The sequence below is a fragment of the Geobacter psychrophilus genome (genome assembly GCF_056821595.1).
This window is the reverse complement of sequence record NZ_JBXDTU010000004.1, coordinates 4,449,096-4,465,453: the sequence shown is the minus strand read 5'-3', so window position 1 is coordinate 4,465,453 and position 16,358 is coordinate 4,449,096. Positions and strand designations below refer to the sequence as shown.

Sequence of the window (16,358 nt, the reverse complement as noted above, 5' to 3'; positions counted from 1 at the left end):
TTCTGCCTGATTGAAAACCTGTTCTTTGATCCGCACGGGATCAGCGGCGGCGGGTGCGTCAGGTAGAACCTCTGCTGAGCGAGAACCCACCGAGTTCTTCTGCTGACCTCTGCACCGGCGTTGTGTCCAGGCGCCGCTTCAACTCCCGAGCCTCCTGCTGTTCCCGTTTGATTTGTTCCTCCTTCAGGCGCTTGTCTCGGGCTTGGTAGATCTTACGTTCCTGCTCCTCGCCTGCCTCCCTTGATCGTCGCTGGTGTGCCGCCTTCTCCTGTTCATCTCGCGCCGTCCCGCTGACCCGGCTTTGTGACTCCTTTACGGCTTCCCGAACACCTGGATTACTGATGGTGATATCCTCCCGCACTTGAACCTTGTTTCGCTTTGCGCGCGATTGGCTGGGTGGGTTGTCGGAAAAATGCATAATGCCCTGTTCATCGACCCAGTGGTACGTCTCCGCGCCAACCGTTAGAGGCACTGCCAAACAGAAAAGGATAGAAGAAACAACAAGTAATCGGATGGAAAGATACATGACAAGCCTCCTCAAAAGCTACTCCGGGCAGTGCCAGGGTGGGTCAGATGTTTGCGGCAAATTTTCAAAGTCTCTGTTTTCTTGATAACGTCGTGGGGGCGCACCAGCGCGTCAGCGTCTGTCTGCCGCCGATGGTGTACGCCCGTCATGGGCGTCTCCGCGAGGAGGGGGCTGGAGGAAGCCTAAGCGCAAAGCTATGAGCCGACGAACAGAAACAGCATACAAGGCCATTAAACAACCACAGCCAAATTTTTTTTGTTTGCAGTGTCATATTTGTATTCCGTTCAACGGTAATGAGGCGCAGCGGCGGCGCAGGTTCGTCACGCCAACCGTCTGCCGCCGAGAGTTGGACATTCTCACTCTGGTAAGCAGAAGGGCCGCATAACAACTCTCGTATTTTCTGAAGTTGAAACGCGGCCCTTTTGTTTTACGCACTCTGTCATTAAAAATTCTGTTATGCCCGTTTGAGCGGGTGTCCGGCCATCCAGTCGCGCAGGGCTGCGTCAATCCGTGACTGCCAGCCTGCTCCGGTTGATTTGAAGTATTCAACTACATCAGTTGATAAACGGATGGCTGTTGGTATTTTGGTAGTTTCTGCCTTCGGCCTGCCGGGTTTGCGAACAATCTTTGCCGATGTGAAGAAATTTTGCACCTGTGCCGGATCGTTAGGATCATACAGGTCTGTATCTGGATCGTATGTGATAGGGGCGTCGGTTGCAGCATCATGCTGTACTTTTTCCCAGTCAGTCTTTGAATTCTTTTTCAAGCCAGGCATGGTAAGCCTCCCTTTCATTTTTGTGGGCTCTACGGAAACTGATGATTCTTCGTTTTACGCCAGGCACCCAGATAACCGTAAGTACTGTCAATACCTCGGCGACATATGCAAACGTCTGCCGCCTGACTTCTCCATTACGTACACTTTCAAACTCCAGCCTGTAGCGGTTCGACAGGACAAGACCGGCATCAACAAAGTCAAGATGATGTTTTTCAAGGTTTATATGCCGTTTTGTTTCGTCCCAGATCATAATTATTGTATATACGATAATTAGCAATACGTCAAAGAATAAAGTAGCGAATCCAGTCGAGGTACGTTTCTTTGTTGCCGAATTGTTGGACGTCCGTGCTTCAAGAGATTTCAGAGTACTCCGAGAAAAATAACCACATCCCAAGCTCTGCCATGGTACGCATTGATTCGGGTGATATGGCCGATCCTCCTCCACTGGCGTCATTTCTAGGTTTAAATCCAATGTCTACAACATACTCGCCAGAATTAACCTTCATCTTGTTCTCACAGAGCCAGTCTTCAAGTACCGGTACCTGATCGGGAAGTTCCCAGCAGTCATCACAGAGACATGCAAGTTTCTCTGATGGTGACTTCTTTGGATAGATTACTATGGGCATCATCTAACCTCAGGTCGGCGAGCCTTATACTTAAACGCCTTTATGTGGGCGAATACTTGACCTTCGCCAGAGCTTGGGGTGATGAAACCGTACCCCTTGTCATCATTCCACGATGAAATTTTGCCTTGTTTGATCATAAATCTCTTTTTGCCCAACGGTATGGGAGTTGACCGGGCGGGGTTCGGCCCGGTCTAACTTCCTTGTTGGGCATGCTCTGGAACAAATTTAATTTCTAGGTGGCAACCGACAGCGTGAGCATACTTTTTGAGGGTGGTTAAGGAAGGGGCATGTTTACCGGCTGCTTCCAGCCTTGATATCGCGCTCTTTGTTGTTCCCATGATCTCAGCGACGGCTTCCTGCGAAAGACCTAGACGCGCACGAGCTGCAAGCATCTCTTTTGCCAAAGCATATTCTTCTTCCAAGTCTTCGTATACCTTTTTGAATCCTTCACGTCTCTTGGCTTTATCAAGAAATGCAGTATGGTCATGAGTAACCGGTTGATATTTCAAATCAGCCATTTTGAACCTCCTTCAATCTTTTCCGGGCAATTTTCAGATCCTGCTCCGGGGTGACTTGTGTTTTTTTTATGAATGCGTGCAGAATTATGATCCGCTGTCCGATAACAAAACAATAAAATGCTCGGCCGATTCCTTCCCGCCCGCGTGGCCGCACCTCGAAGAGGCCATCTCCCATTGCTCGGGAGTGGGGCATGCGGAGGTTTGGCCCGAACTCCATCAGGAGTTCTGTAATGCGAGCGAAGTCAGCAACTATACCGACAGGCCAGTCTTCGATCTCTGCTTTGACTCGCTTATGAAAATATTCGATGGTGTAGTTCATAGTTCATGTCTTATGTATGTTAGCATATTTGCTAACTCAGGTCAATTGCTTCTTCTGTTTGAGAAAGTGGCGGGCTAAATTTTACAGGGTGGCTATTGTAAATCTCTCTTGCAGTTTGGGCATCGTCTGAGTAACAGTGAGTCGGCAATATAAAGTTCAAAGTCCAGCAACAGTGTCCAAATCACTAGAACACGCAATCCCGGTCTACATCCACATTTGCATCTGATCAGGTAAATTTGGGCTAGGAGAATCGTTGCAACGAGAGTGAATGCGGCGTAAGCGCCGCTCATATATTTTACCGACAAGAAATAAACGATGGCAATGAGGTCCATGATTAAGACGATTGAGAGAAGGCGATAGATTGTCATTTTCATGTTTTGTTCCAGCTCAACGGTTCGGCAGAACAGCGGGTTCACCGCTGTTTCTGTCTGGTTGGACATTTCATCTCTCTATATAAATTTACCGGTTGACTTTATACGTCAATGCCGTATATTTGACGCATGGTCACCTTTGTCGAATCGCCACTGTTCTCGAAACAGGTTCATGATTACCTGACAGATACCGAATACGGCTTCTTTCAGGAATATCTTGCCGCCAACCCCGATATGGGTGACGTGGTGCGCGGCTCGGGTGGGGTTCGCAAGATACGCTGGAATCGTCGGGGAACCGGCAAGAGCGGCGGTGTCAGGGTACTCTATTTTGTCCGGACAGAGGCCGGGCAAATCTGGTTGCTTCTGATTTATGCCAAGAGTGCCGTTGACAGTATTCCCGGTCACATTCTCAAAGCCCTCAAAGAGGAGATGGAACATGCCACTAGATGAAAAAGAACTGCTCGAACGTGATGCAAAGCGCAATATCGGCGAGGAACTGCTCCAGGCCGTGCGGGATCTCAAGGCTGGCAGGGTCGGACGCGTAACTAAGGTGGAAGTCTCTCCTCTGGCAGCGTCCCGTCTCAGGATAGGTCTCTCTCAGAGCGAGTTCGCCAAACTGCTCGGTGTGTCGCTCCGCACCCTTCAGGAGTGGGAGCAGGGGCGCCGTGCGCCGTCGGGCGCGGCAAAGTCCCTTATCACCATTGCTATCAAGAAGCCTGATGTTTTGAAAGAACTGCTCGCTGCTTGAATATCAGTAATTGATGTAAATAACTATGGTGGCAATTACTGCAAAAACAAGGAGAGCTATCAGGCTACTTCTGAGCTCATCCTTTAAGGAATTCGACCGATCACCCAATACCCACATCCTCAGGGCAAAAGCCACAAATCCAACTCCTAGAAATCCTGAAATAATAAGCAGTTTTCTTGTTAGTTCAATTTTGTAGTCCAACGGTTTGGGAGAACAGCGGCGGTTTTAGGCCGCTGCTTCTACCTGGTTGGACACCTCTTTGGTTGCACATCCGTGGGAAAATCAAAAGTCAGATCTTTGAGGCATTCTTCTGCACCCACTTTGCATGTGATTCTTGCCTTCTGATCTCAAGGTATTTTGCTTGAAATGATCTGAAGTCTGATCGAAGTAAGTAATATACACAGCCAACAGACGGCAATACCACGAATATTTTGTACAATAAAATGGCAGTAAATTTGTCCGCAAGTGCTCCTTCAAACAAGTTTAACGCAGTAATAAAGTGGAAATTTGCAGACATCGTAAACATAGCTACTGCAATCCACACTTGCGTTGTTTTCAACTGAATAATCCCAATTATCGTGTAAACAATAAATATAAGCCCAGCAATTGATACAAGTTGCATGATCGATGGATTGTTGATCATCTTTGCTAAAACTGTTCGGCTGATTGGTGTCCAAGTGAAAGACCCAAAACCTACAAAGAACCAAAACGCTATCAAATATACTCCGAAGGGTCGTTTCATTTTCATCTCCTTTTCAGTCCAACTCGTTAATCACCGGTATCCGTATATCAGGTCTTTGAAAAACTCGTTGTATTTACGGTGATTTTGGCACCAATTTATGCTAAGATTTCGCGCATATCTTGCTGATATTTCAGGAGAATAAGTATGCGCGGTTTCGATCTACCATCTGATGCATTGTTCGTTTATCTCTCGCCGGAGTCCTTTGTCCCCAAGGATCATCCACTTCGTCCTATCCGACAGATGGTAGATGCTGCACTTGAGAATCTTTCACCGGTGTTCTGCCAGATGTATTCCCATACCGGTCGGCCTTCGATTCCGCCGGAGCGGTTGCTTAAAGCCATGCTGCTTCAGGTTTTGTACTCAATTCCCAGCAACGTCAAACTTGTTGAGCAGATCCACTTCAGTCTTCTGTTCCGCTGGTTCCTCGGGATGGGGCTCGATGAGCCGGTCTGGGATAATTCCAGCTTCACTACGAACCAGGATCGTCTTATTCAGACCGATATTGCCGCCAAGTTCCTTGCGGAAGTGCTTGAGCAGGCCAGGCGCGGCAAGCTGCTATCCAAGGATCATTTCAGTGTTGATGGCACCCTGATCCAGTCATGGGCTTCTCTCAAAAGTTTCAAGCCAAAGAACGACGAGCATGAGCCCCCAAGCGGCAAGAACCCGACTCGTGATTACCAGGGTGAGAAACTGACCAACGATACTCACGCATCCAGCACAGACCCGGAAGCAAGGCTCTACCGCAAAGGTGTCAACCATGAACCCAGGTTGTCGTTTGCCGCCCATCTTTTGACTGAGAACCAGAATGGGCTGGTCATGACGAGTGCTGTTACCATCGCTGATGGCTTTGCCGAGCGTGAAACCGCCAAGGCCATGGTTGCCAAGGTAGCTCCACGAAAGCGACGAATCAGCATAGCGGCCGACAGGAACTACGACACTCGTGGATTCGTCGCAGCCATGCGAGAGTTGAACGTAACGCCTCATGTTACGCAAAACACCACTAAGAAGGGACGTCGTTCATCAATTGATGGCCGCACCACCCGCCACATCAGCTATGCAGCGAGCCAGAAGTTTCGCAAACGCATTGAGGAGGTCTTCGGCTGGCTGAAGACTGTTGGCCTGTTCCGCAAGACTCGCTATCGAGGTATCAAGAAGATCGATTGGCACTTTACCCTGGCAGTAACGGCTTACAACCTGGTCCGAATGCGAAACTTGGGGATCTGTGCCACATAAAGCGGGAGGAAACCGCCCAAAAGGCGAAATCCGGGCCGATTAAGTGGCCAAAATGGCTTCAAAGAGCAATAACATAGTTGAATAAATGAAAAAATGAAGCTGATTCTCTCCGAGAAAACTCAAGCTCAGGATATATCACTTGAATCGGTGAGTATTTCAAAGACCTGATATAAGTGACTTGTCACCTATATACGTGAACGGTGCCGTATATAAGTGACCTTAAAGTTATATATAAGTGGTTTCTCTCTGTTTCTATGGCAAGCGCTGGTAACCGGTATAGGTGACTTGTACTCTTTATACCGACTTGCCGACTTGATCACAATAACACCTGCTACCTACTCTCTCATTATTCGCTTCACCAGTTCAGCATCACCCCGAATCGAACCAAAACTGACTCTCCAGACCCGTTCATCCGGATTCCACCGCCCTCCGGCGGCTTTCAGCTTTTCCCGTATCGTTGTTTCGGTGTACGCTACGGCAACTGCAACCATGTCTGCATCCCGGTAGCGGGGCGCCCCCCTGGGCCTTCTGTCCACAATAATCTCAGCCGTCGTCAGGTTGTCACCAGTCCGCTCATCATACCTGTATCGGACACAGACCAGCGCAGCTCCAAACCGGTCCACAAGTCGCTGTGTCCCCTTCTGTCCAGGCTTCAGGTGGCCATACGCCTTCAACTCCTTAAGCATGATTATCTCTTCATTATCCCGCACATGACCTCACACTGATCATTCTCGTGACAGAACGCAAAAAAGCCGCCCCATCAGACATAAGCTGATTGAAGCGGCTTTACCTTACCTCACATGACCCCATATAGCGGCAACCATCATATCCTCCTAATGCGCAATCAAACCATTTCATTTAATTCATCATAGCAACTGTTGTCGCCGTATAATTAATGAGATCCTATTGCATGTCAGAGCCAACTGTGTCAACAATTCTCGCACGGTTTGAGTGGAAATGCTTTTGGTTCAGGCATTGCTGTGTGCAGTATGCGCCTACTTGAACTCCAGTTTGTAGTACAGGTCGGCTCCGCTTTCGCCACCGCCGGTCTGGGTTTCGATCTGCCAGTTCTTGAAGATATCGTAGCGCAGCCGGAACAGGTTGCTTCCGGTAAATAGTGACCTCCCATAGCTGATATAGAGCTGCGGGGTCAGGTACTTGCCCACGGTAAGTACGGTCTCGGTGACGCCGGCCTGCTGATCGGCCGGTATGGCTCCGGGAGCGGTAACCTGGAGCGGCTTGTACCCCATGGAACCATTGCCCTTCCCGACCCCCCCCTGAATCTCCAGCGTACTCAATCCCAGCTGGTTTTTGATCTTTTCCTGCAAAGCCGCGGCCTGGCCGGATGTGAGCAGGGCACCGGCCGCCTGGGTCAGGAGGCCGGCCTGTTCACCGCTGCTGCCGAGGGGATGGCCGAGGACGATATAGGCCAGGACATCCACATCCGGCATGGCGGGCTCGGAGTAGAGTCTGGTGATCGGTCTCTGGAGGGTACCGCTGACCGTTACACCGGCCCGAACGTTGCCGATTGTGCGCAGGGCCAGTACATCGAGGCTGGGGCGGTCAATGGTGCCTCCGGCGAAGAACAGGCGTCCGCGGACGATTTCCAGATTGACCCCGTAGGTCCGGTACTGTCCTTTGATGACCTTGATCTCCCCTTTGCTGTAGATCCGGTCGAGACGGCTCATGGACAGATCAATGGCCCCGCCCAGCTGGGCGTTGATGCCGGAAACCTTGACATGGACCTTGTCGCCCAGCAGCACCCGGACCTGAACATCCATGGCCAGGGGAGCGCCCTTCGAGACCGGAACGACAACACCCTCGCGGACCACATCACTACTGGGAGCGACGGTGCGGGACTGGCTGCCGATGATGTTCAGTTCCGGCAACTGCAGGTCGCCGCGCAGGGTGAGTTTTTGTGGGGTCCCTGTAAAGCTGAGTTTCGGTGTGCTCAGTATCTGGAGTTCCGGGAAATTGACAGTTTGGAATCTATCACCGCTGATGGTCCCTTTGTAGCCCGTCACCCGCCATCCATCCAGGGTGATCTGCGCGGTCCCTTCGATATGACCCGGTCCGGAATCGGCTCTAAAAGAGTCTATCAGGATGAGGTTCTTCTCCAGGCGTGCCGCCAGCTGGACGTCCTTGAGGCGGATGCCGGCAGTGGACAGGTAGGCGCCGGCCTTGGTCAGATGAAGCTTACCTCCGACCTGCGGCACTGCCCAGGTTCCGTTGACTGTAAGATCTGCGTCAAGCAGACCGGAGCTTTCCTGAACCAGCCCCGGAAACAGCGTGGTAATAAGACCCTGTTCCTGCGCCTGCCCGACCAGCGTCCCCCGCAGAGGTCCCTGGGGATTGAAGGCCAGCGGAAAACGTGCGGCCAGCGGCAGCTGAAAGGTACCCCGGGCCTGACCGTAGCGGGTCATGGCCAGGGCCAGGTTCCCGGAGAGCGTTTCCCCCCGCCAGGCCCAGGCAGCTGTTGCCGATGTGAAGGCCAGGTTCAGCTCCCCGTCCGGCCGTGACTGGTGCAGTGTTCCACCGGCAAGCCGGGCAGTGCCATCCAGTTCAAAGCGTTTACCCGGCAGCAAAATCCCCGTGGCGTGACCGCTGATGCGTCCTTCAATCCTGGTCTCAGGAGGGAGCCAGGGCTTGAGCAGCGCCGGGTCAACCCCGATCAAATCCAGCGTCAGTTCTCCTTTTTCAGGCATGCTCAGGCTGAGCGGGGCGGGTGAGGAAAAGGTCCCTTTCAACCTGCCGCTGTCTGCTGTGGCCAGATCAACCCCGATCTGCAGGCCTTGCTGGCTGCCGTCAAAGGTTACTGTACTTTTCTGAAGGGTCATGCTGCCCCCCTGACCGGTGAACGTCCCGCTGCCGCTGGCGTTGCCTGCCAGGGAGCTCAGCTTGCCGGATGTAAGGCCTATCCGGGCCGAACCGCTGCTGCTTCCCGTGAGCTGAATGTCTTTCAGATATGCATTGGCCCGGGCCAGGTTCAGGCCGGACCATTGCGTCCGAACCTGACCGCTCAGGGGATTCAGGGACAGATCCGCGGCAACTTCGAGCCGCTCCGCAGCACCGGCAGAAAGGGTCAGAGTGGCAAGGTTGAATGTGTCGGCACTGACGCTAAATGTTGCCGGGGCCGTCAGCCGCCAGGGTCCGTTGATGTCACGGCCGGCCAGACGGCTGATTTCACCCTTCCAGAGCCCGCTTGTGTAGCCGGCGTTCAGGGCCAGACGCGCGTCGCTTTTGCCCGATTGGACTGTTGCGCTTACGGTGTGACGCTGCAGCGTACCGTCCGCCTCAAGTGTCACGGCATCCAGCGTATAAGCGTCATAGATCACATCCTTGAGAGCAGCGTTGACATGCAGGGGGTAACCCGGGCCCTGTTCAAGACGGGCGGTCAGGTTGACGGCTGCAACCCGGCTGCCGGCATAGGCCAGCCTGCTGCCGCTGCCGGTGACGGCGCCGCTCAGCTGCTTGTCGCGCCAGCGCAGCCAGCCATCTGTCCGGAGTGTGCCTGCTGATCCGGGGATCAACAGGGAAAAGTCGCTGACGTTGGCGGCCAGTGTGATGCGCTGATCCAGCTCCCCGGAGGCATACAGGTCAAAGCCTTTGCCCTGCAGAGCCAGCCGGGCCAGGGAGATGTTGTCGCCCTTAAAGTCTGCCTGGACATCGCCGGTCAGCGCCTGGCCGTGCAGACGGCTTTCCAGGAGTGCGCCGCTGAGGTTCCCGCTGAGGGGGGCCGTGCCGATCCTGGCCAGTGAGCCTTTGATCTTGAAATTGGCCACACCTTTCCAGGCCGGGTCGAGCCTGGCAGGGTTGAGGCCCGTGCCGCTGAGCACTCCCTGCAGTGCAATGCCTTTGCTCCAGTCCATATCCAGGTTGCCCGCCAGGGTGCCGTCGAGGAGTTTGGCGTTCAGCGGGGCCAGTTTCAGCCCTTCACGGGTGCCCTGATAGGAGGCGGAAACAGTGGCCGCCTGCCAATTCTTGGCCCGGTTGGCGAAAGAGAAATCACCGCGATAGCTGTTCAGGGTACCCGCGAACCTGAGGGTGCCGGACAGGTCGGTTGGCACATTCAGCTCGTGGGCCAGGTCGAGGCCCTCCGCTTTGACCTGCAGCGACAGCAGCGACTCCACTGTTTTGAATGAGAGCGCGCCATCGGCCGTGATGCGTCCCTTTTGGCCCGGCCGGGTCAGGGTCAGCCGGCGCAGGTTGATGGCATCCCTGGCCATCCCCACATCGCCGCTCAACTCCAGTAGTTTCCGTGTCCCGGCACTGCCGGCAATTGCGAGATACCCGACAAACGGCTCTTTCCCGGCTGTCGTGCCTTGCCGGGCCTGCAGCGTGAAGTGGTCCATCTCTGCCAGAGGCTGGGTCAAGGTAATCGCCAGGTCCGAGGTGAGGGAGGGCTGCTTGAAGCCGGCCGCGATGCTGCCCTGGACCTGGGTGGATGGAGACAGCACTGTCAGATCTTTAACGGACAGGATGCTGTCCTGCCAGGTGAGTGCACCGGCAATGGAGGTTACCAGCAGCGGCTGTGCCTGCAGGCTGCTATAGCTCAGGCTGGTTACCTGCAGGCGCGCGATCCTGCCGTCAAACAGTTGTCCGCTATTGGACACCCGCGGCCAGGCCAGGTTGATCGGCTTGTTGTCGGGCGGGGCATCATCCTGGACCCGCACACCGTTGAGGATCAGATCCTGGACGGCAACTGTGCCGGACAGCAGCAGCAGCGGCTTCCAGCGCAGTTCAAGGCGATCCAGCTCGATATTCTGCTGTGCCAGGCCCACCCGCACACCCGTGAGGAGCAGGTGGTCGCTGATGCTGCCCTGAATCTTCTGTGCCGAGAAGCTGACCCCGCTCAGGGGAACCGCCGTCGTCAGCAGCCAGCGGGCGCCCTGCGTCGTGGCAACGGTCCAGACACCGGCCGCTAGTACGGCTCCTGTCAGGACAATAACCGCCGCCGCAACAATACTTCTTTTGGCCAGCGGCGTCATAGCTCAAACCCCACGGTGAAGTGGAAATGGAACGACGGGTTGTCCACAAAGAGCGGACGGGCCACGGAAAGGTTCAAGGCCCCGACGGAGGTGTAGTAGTGCAGGCCGACGCCGGCACCCTGGGCCAGGTTGGCCGCAGACCACGAGTTGAAGGTGTTGCCGACATCGTAAAAGACCGAAACGCCCCAATCCTTGAAGAGCGCCCGCTCCAGTTCAATGCTGCCGGTCAGCAGCTGCGTGCCCCCCACGACCCGGCCTCCGGCATCGCGCGGGCCGAGGGATTTGTAGGAATATCCGCGCACGCTCTGGTCGCCGCCGGTAAAGAAGCGCAGGGAAGGGGGGATGTCGCGGAGCGGGTCGTTCAGCACGGTTGTTCCGGCCTTGGCGCGCGTATGCAGGGAAAGGCGCCAGGGCAGCGGCTGGAGATGACTCCCCTCTGCCAGGAACTGGACCAGGGCCGTATCCGAGCCGATAAACTGGTGTGTCGCGCGCGTCTCCAGGGCATAGCGGAATCCGCGGCGGGGACGCAGCGGGTTGTCGTAGCGGTCATCGGAAAAACGCACACCCGGCAGCAGCAGCCGTGCGGTGGAATTCTGGAGGCCTACGGTATAGTCTTCGTATTGGGCCTTGATATAGGCGGTGCCCAGCTTGCCGCGGCCGAAACTCCGGTTGCGGGCCAGTTCCAGGGCCAGTATCCGGCTGTTATAGGACGAGGTGTCTTCCTGCTGCAGATTCAGCTGCAGGGACGTGGAGGTTCGGACATCTATCGAGCTGGGGAAGATGTAGCCGGTCACCAGACCCTGGAGCCGCTCGGCAACGTACAGATTCGAAAACAGTTCATGTCCCAGGTGGAACATGTTCAGATCGCGGTAGCGGACGGTGAAACGCGCCCCCGTATCCGTGCCGTAGCCGACCCCCGGCCGCACGGTGATGCGCGGACCTTCTTTCAGCTGCACCGTGACCGGCACCCGCAATGCCTCGGCATCCTGTTTTTCCGGCGTGATGAGGACTTCCGAGAAACGCTCCGAGTTGCTGAAGTTTCGCTGGGTTTCGCCGAGACGGGGATAGGAGAAAACCTGGCCCGGTTTGTAGGTCAGATGGCGCCCCAGGAAACCGTCCGGATAGTTGGGGGCACCCAGGATGGCGGTCTCGCCGAACGAATACTGTTCCCCTGTCTCCAAGACCAGTTCAATGGTGGCGGTTGTGGCGGTGCGTGCGATACGGATTTCGTGCCGTGAGAAATCCGCATCCAGGTAGCCCAGATCCCGGGCCCGTGATGTGATGGCTGACTTGGCCTCTTCATACTGCGGCTGCAGCAGCACGTCTCCCTTTTTCAGGGGGAATGCTGCGATCAGTCGCTGCAGACGCTTTTCCTCGCGGCCCGGTCCGGCCAGGGTTACGGTAACGTCCGTCAACTGCACCGGCTCTCCCGGAACTACCGCGATCAGCAGGCGATACCCTTTCCCGGCCGGTTCAACCGCAACCGTGACCTGGGCGTTGTAATAGCCGTACGGCTCCAGGGCTGTCCGGGCCTTATCGACCGCCTGCTTGGCAAAGCGTTCCAGCCAGAGCTGATCAACGGTTCCTTCGCGCACCAGACCTGCGGGGAGCGCCAGTGACTCCTGCACATTTTTCAGCGCATCACCCTTTATGCCGCTCACGACGATTTTCAGCGGGTCAGCCGCATGCGCAGGCAGAGCAAGGCAAAGCCAGAACAGCAAGCATGCCAGTGCGGCAAGCATGGCTGCATGGCCAGGTTCGGCTTGATACTGGGTGAATTGTGATCTGGAATCAGTCATGATCCTGCCTCGTTACATAAAAAAAGGGCGCATCATCTGCGCCCTTTTTCACGTGATACTACACGTTACTTGTTGAGTACGCAATCGATGACAGCAGTGATCCTGCGGTTTGCCTGTCGTCCTTCGGGAGTATTGTTGTAGGCGATACGCCGGGTGGAGCCGTATCCCTTGGCAGATAGACGGCTGCGTTCGATTCCGAAGTTTTCCACCAGGTAATTGACAACGTTTTCGGCCCGCTTCTGGGAGAGTCGCATATTCAGCTCAGCGCCGCCGACATTGTCGGTGTGTCCTTCGATAGCGGCGGTGGTGGTCGGGTACTTCTTCATATATTCGCCGACCTTGTTGACTTCGTTATAATAGCTGGCGTTGATTACGGCACTGTCCGTAGCGAATTCCACATTCAGGTTCATGCAGAGCCTTTCGGGAGGGGCAGTGAGTTCCTTGGCATCCAGTGCGCAGTCGATGATGGCATCGATGCGACGGTTTTTCTGTTTGCCGGCATCGGTGGCGTTGGAAGCAATCGGCCGCGACTTGCCATATCCTTTGGCAGAGAGGCGTGAACGGTCAATACCGAATTTTGACACCAGCGTATTTACCACGCTCTCGGCGCGCTGCTGGGAGAGCTTCTGGTTATACTCCTCACTGCCGACTTCATCGGCATAGCCTTCGATGACAGCGGTGGTGGTAGGGTATTTTATCATGAAGTCGCCGACCTTGGCCACTTCAACGTGGTACTGGGAGCGGATGTCGGCCTTGTTGATGTCGAACTCGATGTCCAGGGTTACACAGTATTTCATCCTTTTCGCGGCTGGTTCTGCGGCCGGGATCGGTTCAAGCGGGGCTTCCACAACCGGTGCCACTACGACTGCGGCCGGTTGCGGCGGGCAGAGGGCATTGGCCTGATCTGTCGCCTTTTTTGCCAGTGCCGCGCCTTCCTCGGTGTGGCAGGCCCTGAACACATCATAGGCATGGTTCCTGGCGTCCTCAGCCGCTTTAAATTCAGCCGGACAGGTCTTGTCTTTTCCGGCCTGGCGGGCAGCTTCCACGGCCCGGTCGGATTCCTGCATTTCATGACGGATATAGTAACCCGGAATATCGCCACGTTTCGTATTCACCTCTAAATTGGCGCATCCTGTCAGCATGCCGATTGATAACAGGGCAGTGGCGGATAACAGTACTCTTGTTGCAGGTAAGGCATTCATAGGTACTCCTTTTGTTGGTAATGTAGTAAGTGCTTGTCTGTCTTGTGTGTTAAATCATGCAATTTTGGTGTGTTACGTATATCTATTCAGCCGTAACCGTATGGTCTCACGATGTGAAACCTGATCCCGGTCGATGCTCTTCGTCATCATCCTAGCGACGGTCATGCCCTTCACCGCGATGTCCCCCGCCGTGGTCGCCTCCACCGTCTCCTCTGCCGCCTCTGTGACTATATCCGTCATCTTCTGCTACCCATAAACAACCCGAAACTGACGAAGCTATCAGAAACAGAAATGCCAGTTTTACCAAAAGTGATTTTTTCATCTGTTATTCCTCCCTTGAATGTTGATGGTTTTCTTCTACCTGTTATTGAGCGTGTACGACTTTCTATCGCAACTTGCATGCCAGTAAAGAGGAAGCGATATGTACGCGCAACAGCCCGATTATACGAGGTAAAATTGGATGGGTGCTGCATGGTTCCGGAAAGTCCATCAACGAAATCCGTCAGGTGTAACATAACTGTCATATATGACGGAATGCATGGGGCGATCTTAACGGTTCAATTCCGCACCGGGCAGTCCCACGCGGATCAGAGCCGAAAAATCAGGGGATGTATCCAGACCTTTGGCCCGCTGGTTGATGAGACTGCGCTGTTTCAGTTCCGGGAAGGGCAGGCTGGTATCAATTGCCTTCCGCTCATAAAGCATTTCATCGAGGTAGCCATTGACGATCAGCCGCCAGTCGAGGCGGGCATCCGGGTTGTAAGGTGCGGTGTTGATGCGGAAGCTGGTCATGCAGTTGGCGGTGAGGGCGTTGTACCACTGGGGGTGATCCGACAGGTGGTTTACCCTGCGCAGGTAGTCCAGAAACACCTTCCTGACAAGGTCCGTTGATTCCTTCAGCCGATACAGGTAGACCTGCTCACCCCGGTAATTGGTCCGCAGACCGATCAGGTCGCGTTCGTCACCAATCACATAGGTCAGTTCGTAGTTCCTGAAAAATCCCTTGATGGACGAGTATTCCTCGCCGACCTGTTTGCGGGTTTCAGCAGAGAAGCACAGCTTGCCGCTGCCTTCGAAGCCGAAGCTCAGCATGGTGTGGGCGATGCGGGGTGATCCCCAGTAGACCAGGGAGAGGTCAATGGTTTTCAGTGTGGTGAGGTCATAGGTCCGGTCGTAGTGGCGGACCGTGTAGTCGCTTTCAGTGCGGTACGCGCAATTGCGGATGTTGTGGATCGTTACCCTGGTACCCTGGATTTCAGCCCAGGGCAGCAGAGCCACATCCGGCTGCCAGTTCCTGGTGTTGGATGGCGGCATGCGCAGCCACATGACGAGTATGACGGCACATGCGATCAGAAATCCCAGCCGCGTCTTTCCATTGCTATACCTGCCGACCAGGGCTGCCATAGAGCCGATGGCGAAGATAGCGGCGATCCAGGGACGCAGGTAACCGGGCAGATTTGAATACAGAAGGGCAAGGGTGGCCCACCCCGTCATGAGCAGGAGGCAGATGCGAATCAGGATAGTTCCGAACCCTATGAGCCATGGAGTCATACGGTTGTCCTGCTGGACCAGTTGTTAGCGCCGGGCTGCATGCGTGTTCCGGTCACTTCAGTTGATCTTCGTGATAGCGTCCTGAACCATGCTTCTGACCTCGTCCAAAACATCTTCCGAGCCAGCTTTGACATCGCCCCATTCATCATCTGTGGTGGGTGCGATCCCCTGCAGTTTCAGCGCAGCCTCATCACGTTTGAGCTGCAAGGCGGAAATGGCGTGAGAATTTTCGGACGTCACCTCGTAGGCACCGCTTTTTGCCTTGTCCTTGAGCTGGTCGATCTGCGCATCCAATGCAACCAACAGGGCCGAAAGGCTTTCAACGTATTCTGTTTGCTTGTTCATGACGGCCACCTCGTAGTTTGTTGTGCAAAATAGAGTTGCTTTTGCTGAGCGGACGTTAGATTCAGCCGCGTCTCTTTCTGGTCAGGCTCTTAACCACAACGACAACGACCACCAGAACAGCCAGCACCGCCCACATCCCCATCCCTTCACCCATCCATCCAAATGCCTGATTCATCATAAAGATCCTTTTGTTTCGCAGTGACTTCCAGGTTTCTTATCCTGTAACCACAGGTATGAATCCGGGTTCATTCCAAATCCGGATTTGCAACGGTTTTGCTTCTGCTGCAGTTAAATAAGCTTCGTAACAGCGTTGAAAAAAATGGCCCTGATATCACCCAGGGCATTCTCCGTCCCTGTTTTGAGTTCTTCCCATGTGTCATCGCTTGAGCCCGAGATACTGTCCAGTTTCCGAGCCAGCATATCTCGTTTATGTTGCAACTCAGCGATCGTGTTGGAATATTCCATCTTTGTATCGGGCAGTGAGTGTTCTGACTTGGCCCTGAGAAGCATGATCTGTGAATCCCATTCGACCATATGTGCAGAGAGTCTCTCGACGTATTCTGTTCGCTTGTCCATGTCGGCCGACCTCGTTGGTAATAGTATGTGCCCGTAATC

18 protein-coding genes are annotated in these 16,358 nt (G+C 54.5%); 3 read left to right on the top strand and 15 right to left on the bottom strand.

What is annotated here, in order from left to right:
• Window positions 1-58 precede the first annotated feature (58 nt).
• The 7 genes from ACOCF6_RS23295 to ACOCF6_RS23265 form a co-directional block, all read right to left on the bottom strand.
• Window positions 59-526 carry a DUF4124 domain-containing protein gene (locus tag ACOCF6_RS23295; RefSeq protein ID WP_482462806.1) on the bottom strand — a complete coding sequence of 156 codons (468 nt, stop codon included), beginning with the start codon at window positions 524-526 and terminating at the stop codon, window positions 59-61.
• A gap of 454 nt (window positions 527-980) precedes the next feature.
• A complete protein-coding gene (locus ACOCF6_RS23290) occupies window positions 981-1,301 on the bottom strand; it encodes a BrnA antitoxin family protein (RefSeq protein ID WP_482462804.1) in 321 nt (106 codons plus the stop codon).
• On the bottom strand, window positions 1,270-1,551 hold the full coding sequence (locus tag ACOCF6_RS23285) for a BrnT family toxin (protein WP_482462802.1): 282 nt from the start codon (window positions 1,549-1,551) through the stop codon (window positions 1,270-1,272). The genes ACOCF6_RS23290 and ACOCF6_RS23285 overlap by 32 nt, the downstream gene beginning before the upstream one ends.
• Before the next feature lie 100 nt (window positions 1,552-1,651).
• Complete coding sequence (locus tag ACOCF6_RS23280) at window positions 1,652-1,930, bottom strand: hypothetical protein (RefSeq protein WP_482462800.1); 279 nt, start codon at window positions 1,928-1,930, stop codon at window positions 1,652-1,654.
• On the bottom strand, window positions 1,927-2,064 hold the full coding sequence (locus ACOCF6_RS23275) for a cold-shock protein (RefSeq protein ID WP_482462798.1): 138 nt from the start codon (window positions 2,062-2,064) through the stop codon (window positions 1,927-1,929). Before ACOCF6_RS23275 ends, ACOCF6_RS23280 begins: the two co-directional genes overlap by 4 nt.
• Window positions 2,065-2,118: 54 nt before the next feature.
• The gene (locus ACOCF6_RS23270) at window positions 2,119-2,445 is read right to left on the bottom strand and encodes a helix-turn-helix transcriptional regulator (RefSeq protein WP_482462796.1); all 327 of its coding nucleotides are present in this window, start codon (window positions 2,443-2,445) and stop codon (window positions 2,119-2,121) included.
• On the bottom strand, window positions 2,438-2,764 hold the full coding sequence (locus ACOCF6_RS23265; protein WP_482462794.1) for a type II toxin-antitoxin system RelE/ParE family toxin: 327 nt from the start codon (window positions 2,762-2,764) through the stop codon (window positions 2,438-2,440). Before ACOCF6_RS23265 ends, ACOCF6_RS23270 begins: the two co-directional genes overlap by 8 nt.
• Window positions 2,765-3,264: 500 nt before the next feature.
• Here ACOCF6_RS23265 and ACOCF6_RS23260 point away from each other — a divergent pair, with 500 nt between their 5' ends.
• Together ACOCF6_RS23260 and ACOCF6_RS23255 are read left to right on the top strand one after the other, a co-directional pair.
• Window positions 3,265-3,585, top strand: coding sequence for a transcriptional regulator (locus tag ACOCF6_RS23260; protein ID WP_482462792.1), 321 nt, complete (start codon window positions 3,265-3,267; stop codon window positions 3,583-3,585).
• A complete protein-coding gene (locus tag ACOCF6_RS23255; protein WP_482462790.1) occupies window positions 3,572-3,883 on the top strand; it encodes a helix-turn-helix domain-containing protein in 312 nt (103 codons plus the stop codon). Before ACOCF6_RS23260 ends, ACOCF6_RS23255 begins: the two co-directional genes overlap by 14 nt.
• 289 nt (window positions 3,884-4,172) lie before the next feature.
• On the opposite strand, the gene ACOCF6_RS23250 is transcribed toward ACOCF6_RS23255, so the two are convergent.
• Window positions 4,173-4,625 (bottom strand): hypothetical protein, encoded by a 453-nt coding sequence (locus ACOCF6_RS23250; protein ID WP_482462788.1) that lies wholly within the window; start codon window positions 4,623-4,625, stop codon window positions 4,173-4,175.
• A 144-nt stretch (window positions 4,626-4,769) separates the two neighbouring features.
• On the opposite strand from ACOCF6_RS23250, the gene ACOCF6_RS23245 reads away from it, so the two are divergent.
• Window positions 4,770-5,858, top strand: a complete 1,089-nt coding sequence (locus tag ACOCF6_RS23245; protein WP_482459040.1) for an IS5 family transposase — start codon at window positions 4,770-4,772, stop codon at window positions 5,856-5,858.
• Between the two features lie 335 nt (window positions 5,859-6,193).
• On the opposite strand, the gene ACOCF6_RS23240 is transcribed toward ACOCF6_RS23245, so the two are convergent.
• The 7 genes from ACOCF6_RS23240 to ACOCF6_RS23210 form a co-directional block, all read right to left on the bottom strand.
• On the bottom strand, window positions 6,194-6,544 hold the full coding sequence (locus ACOCF6_RS23240; protein WP_482462786.1) for a hypothetical protein: 351 nt from the start codon (window positions 6,542-6,544) through the stop codon (window positions 6,194-6,196).
• 309 nt (window positions 6,545-6,853) lie between these two features.
• Entirely contained in the window at window positions 6,854-10,846 is a 3,993-nt protein-coding gene (locus tag ACOCF6_RS23235; protein WP_482462784.1) for a translocation/assembly module TamB domain-containing protein, read from the bottom strand.
• The gene (locus ACOCF6_RS23230) at window positions 10,843-12,645 is read right to left on the bottom strand and encodes an autotransporter assembly complex protein TamA (RefSeq protein ID WP_482462782.1); all 1,803 of its coding nucleotides are present in this window, start codon (window positions 12,643-12,645) and stop codon (window positions 10,843-10,845) included. Before ACOCF6_RS23230 ends, ACOCF6_RS23235 begins: the two co-directional genes overlap by 4 nt.
• A gap of 65 nt (window positions 12,646-12,710) precedes the next feature.
• Entirely contained in the window at window positions 12,711-13,847 is a 1,137-nt protein-coding gene (locus ACOCF6_RS23225) for an OmpA family protein (RefSeq protein ID WP_482462780.1), read from the bottom strand.
• A gap of 549 nt (window positions 13,848-14,396) precedes the next feature.
• Window positions 14,397-15,398, bottom strand: a complete 1,002-nt coding sequence (locus tag ACOCF6_RS23220; RefSeq protein ID WP_482462778.1) for an Lnb N-terminal periplasmic domain-containing protein — start codon at window positions 15,396-15,398, stop codon at window positions 14,397-14,399.
• Window positions 15,399-15,455: 57 nt separating this feature from the next.
• Window positions 15,456-15,743, bottom strand: coding sequence for a sll1863 family stress response protein (locus ACOCF6_RS23215; RefSeq protein WP_482462776.1), 288 nt, complete (start codon window positions 15,741-15,743; stop codon window positions 15,456-15,458).
• A 288-nt stretch (window positions 15,744-16,031) separates the two neighbouring features.
• A complete protein-coding gene (locus ACOCF6_RS23210) occupies window positions 16,032-16,319 on the bottom strand; it encodes a sll1863 family stress response protein (protein WP_482462774.1) in 288 nt (95 codons plus the stop codon).
• Window positions 16,320-16,358 lie beyond the last annotated feature (39 nt).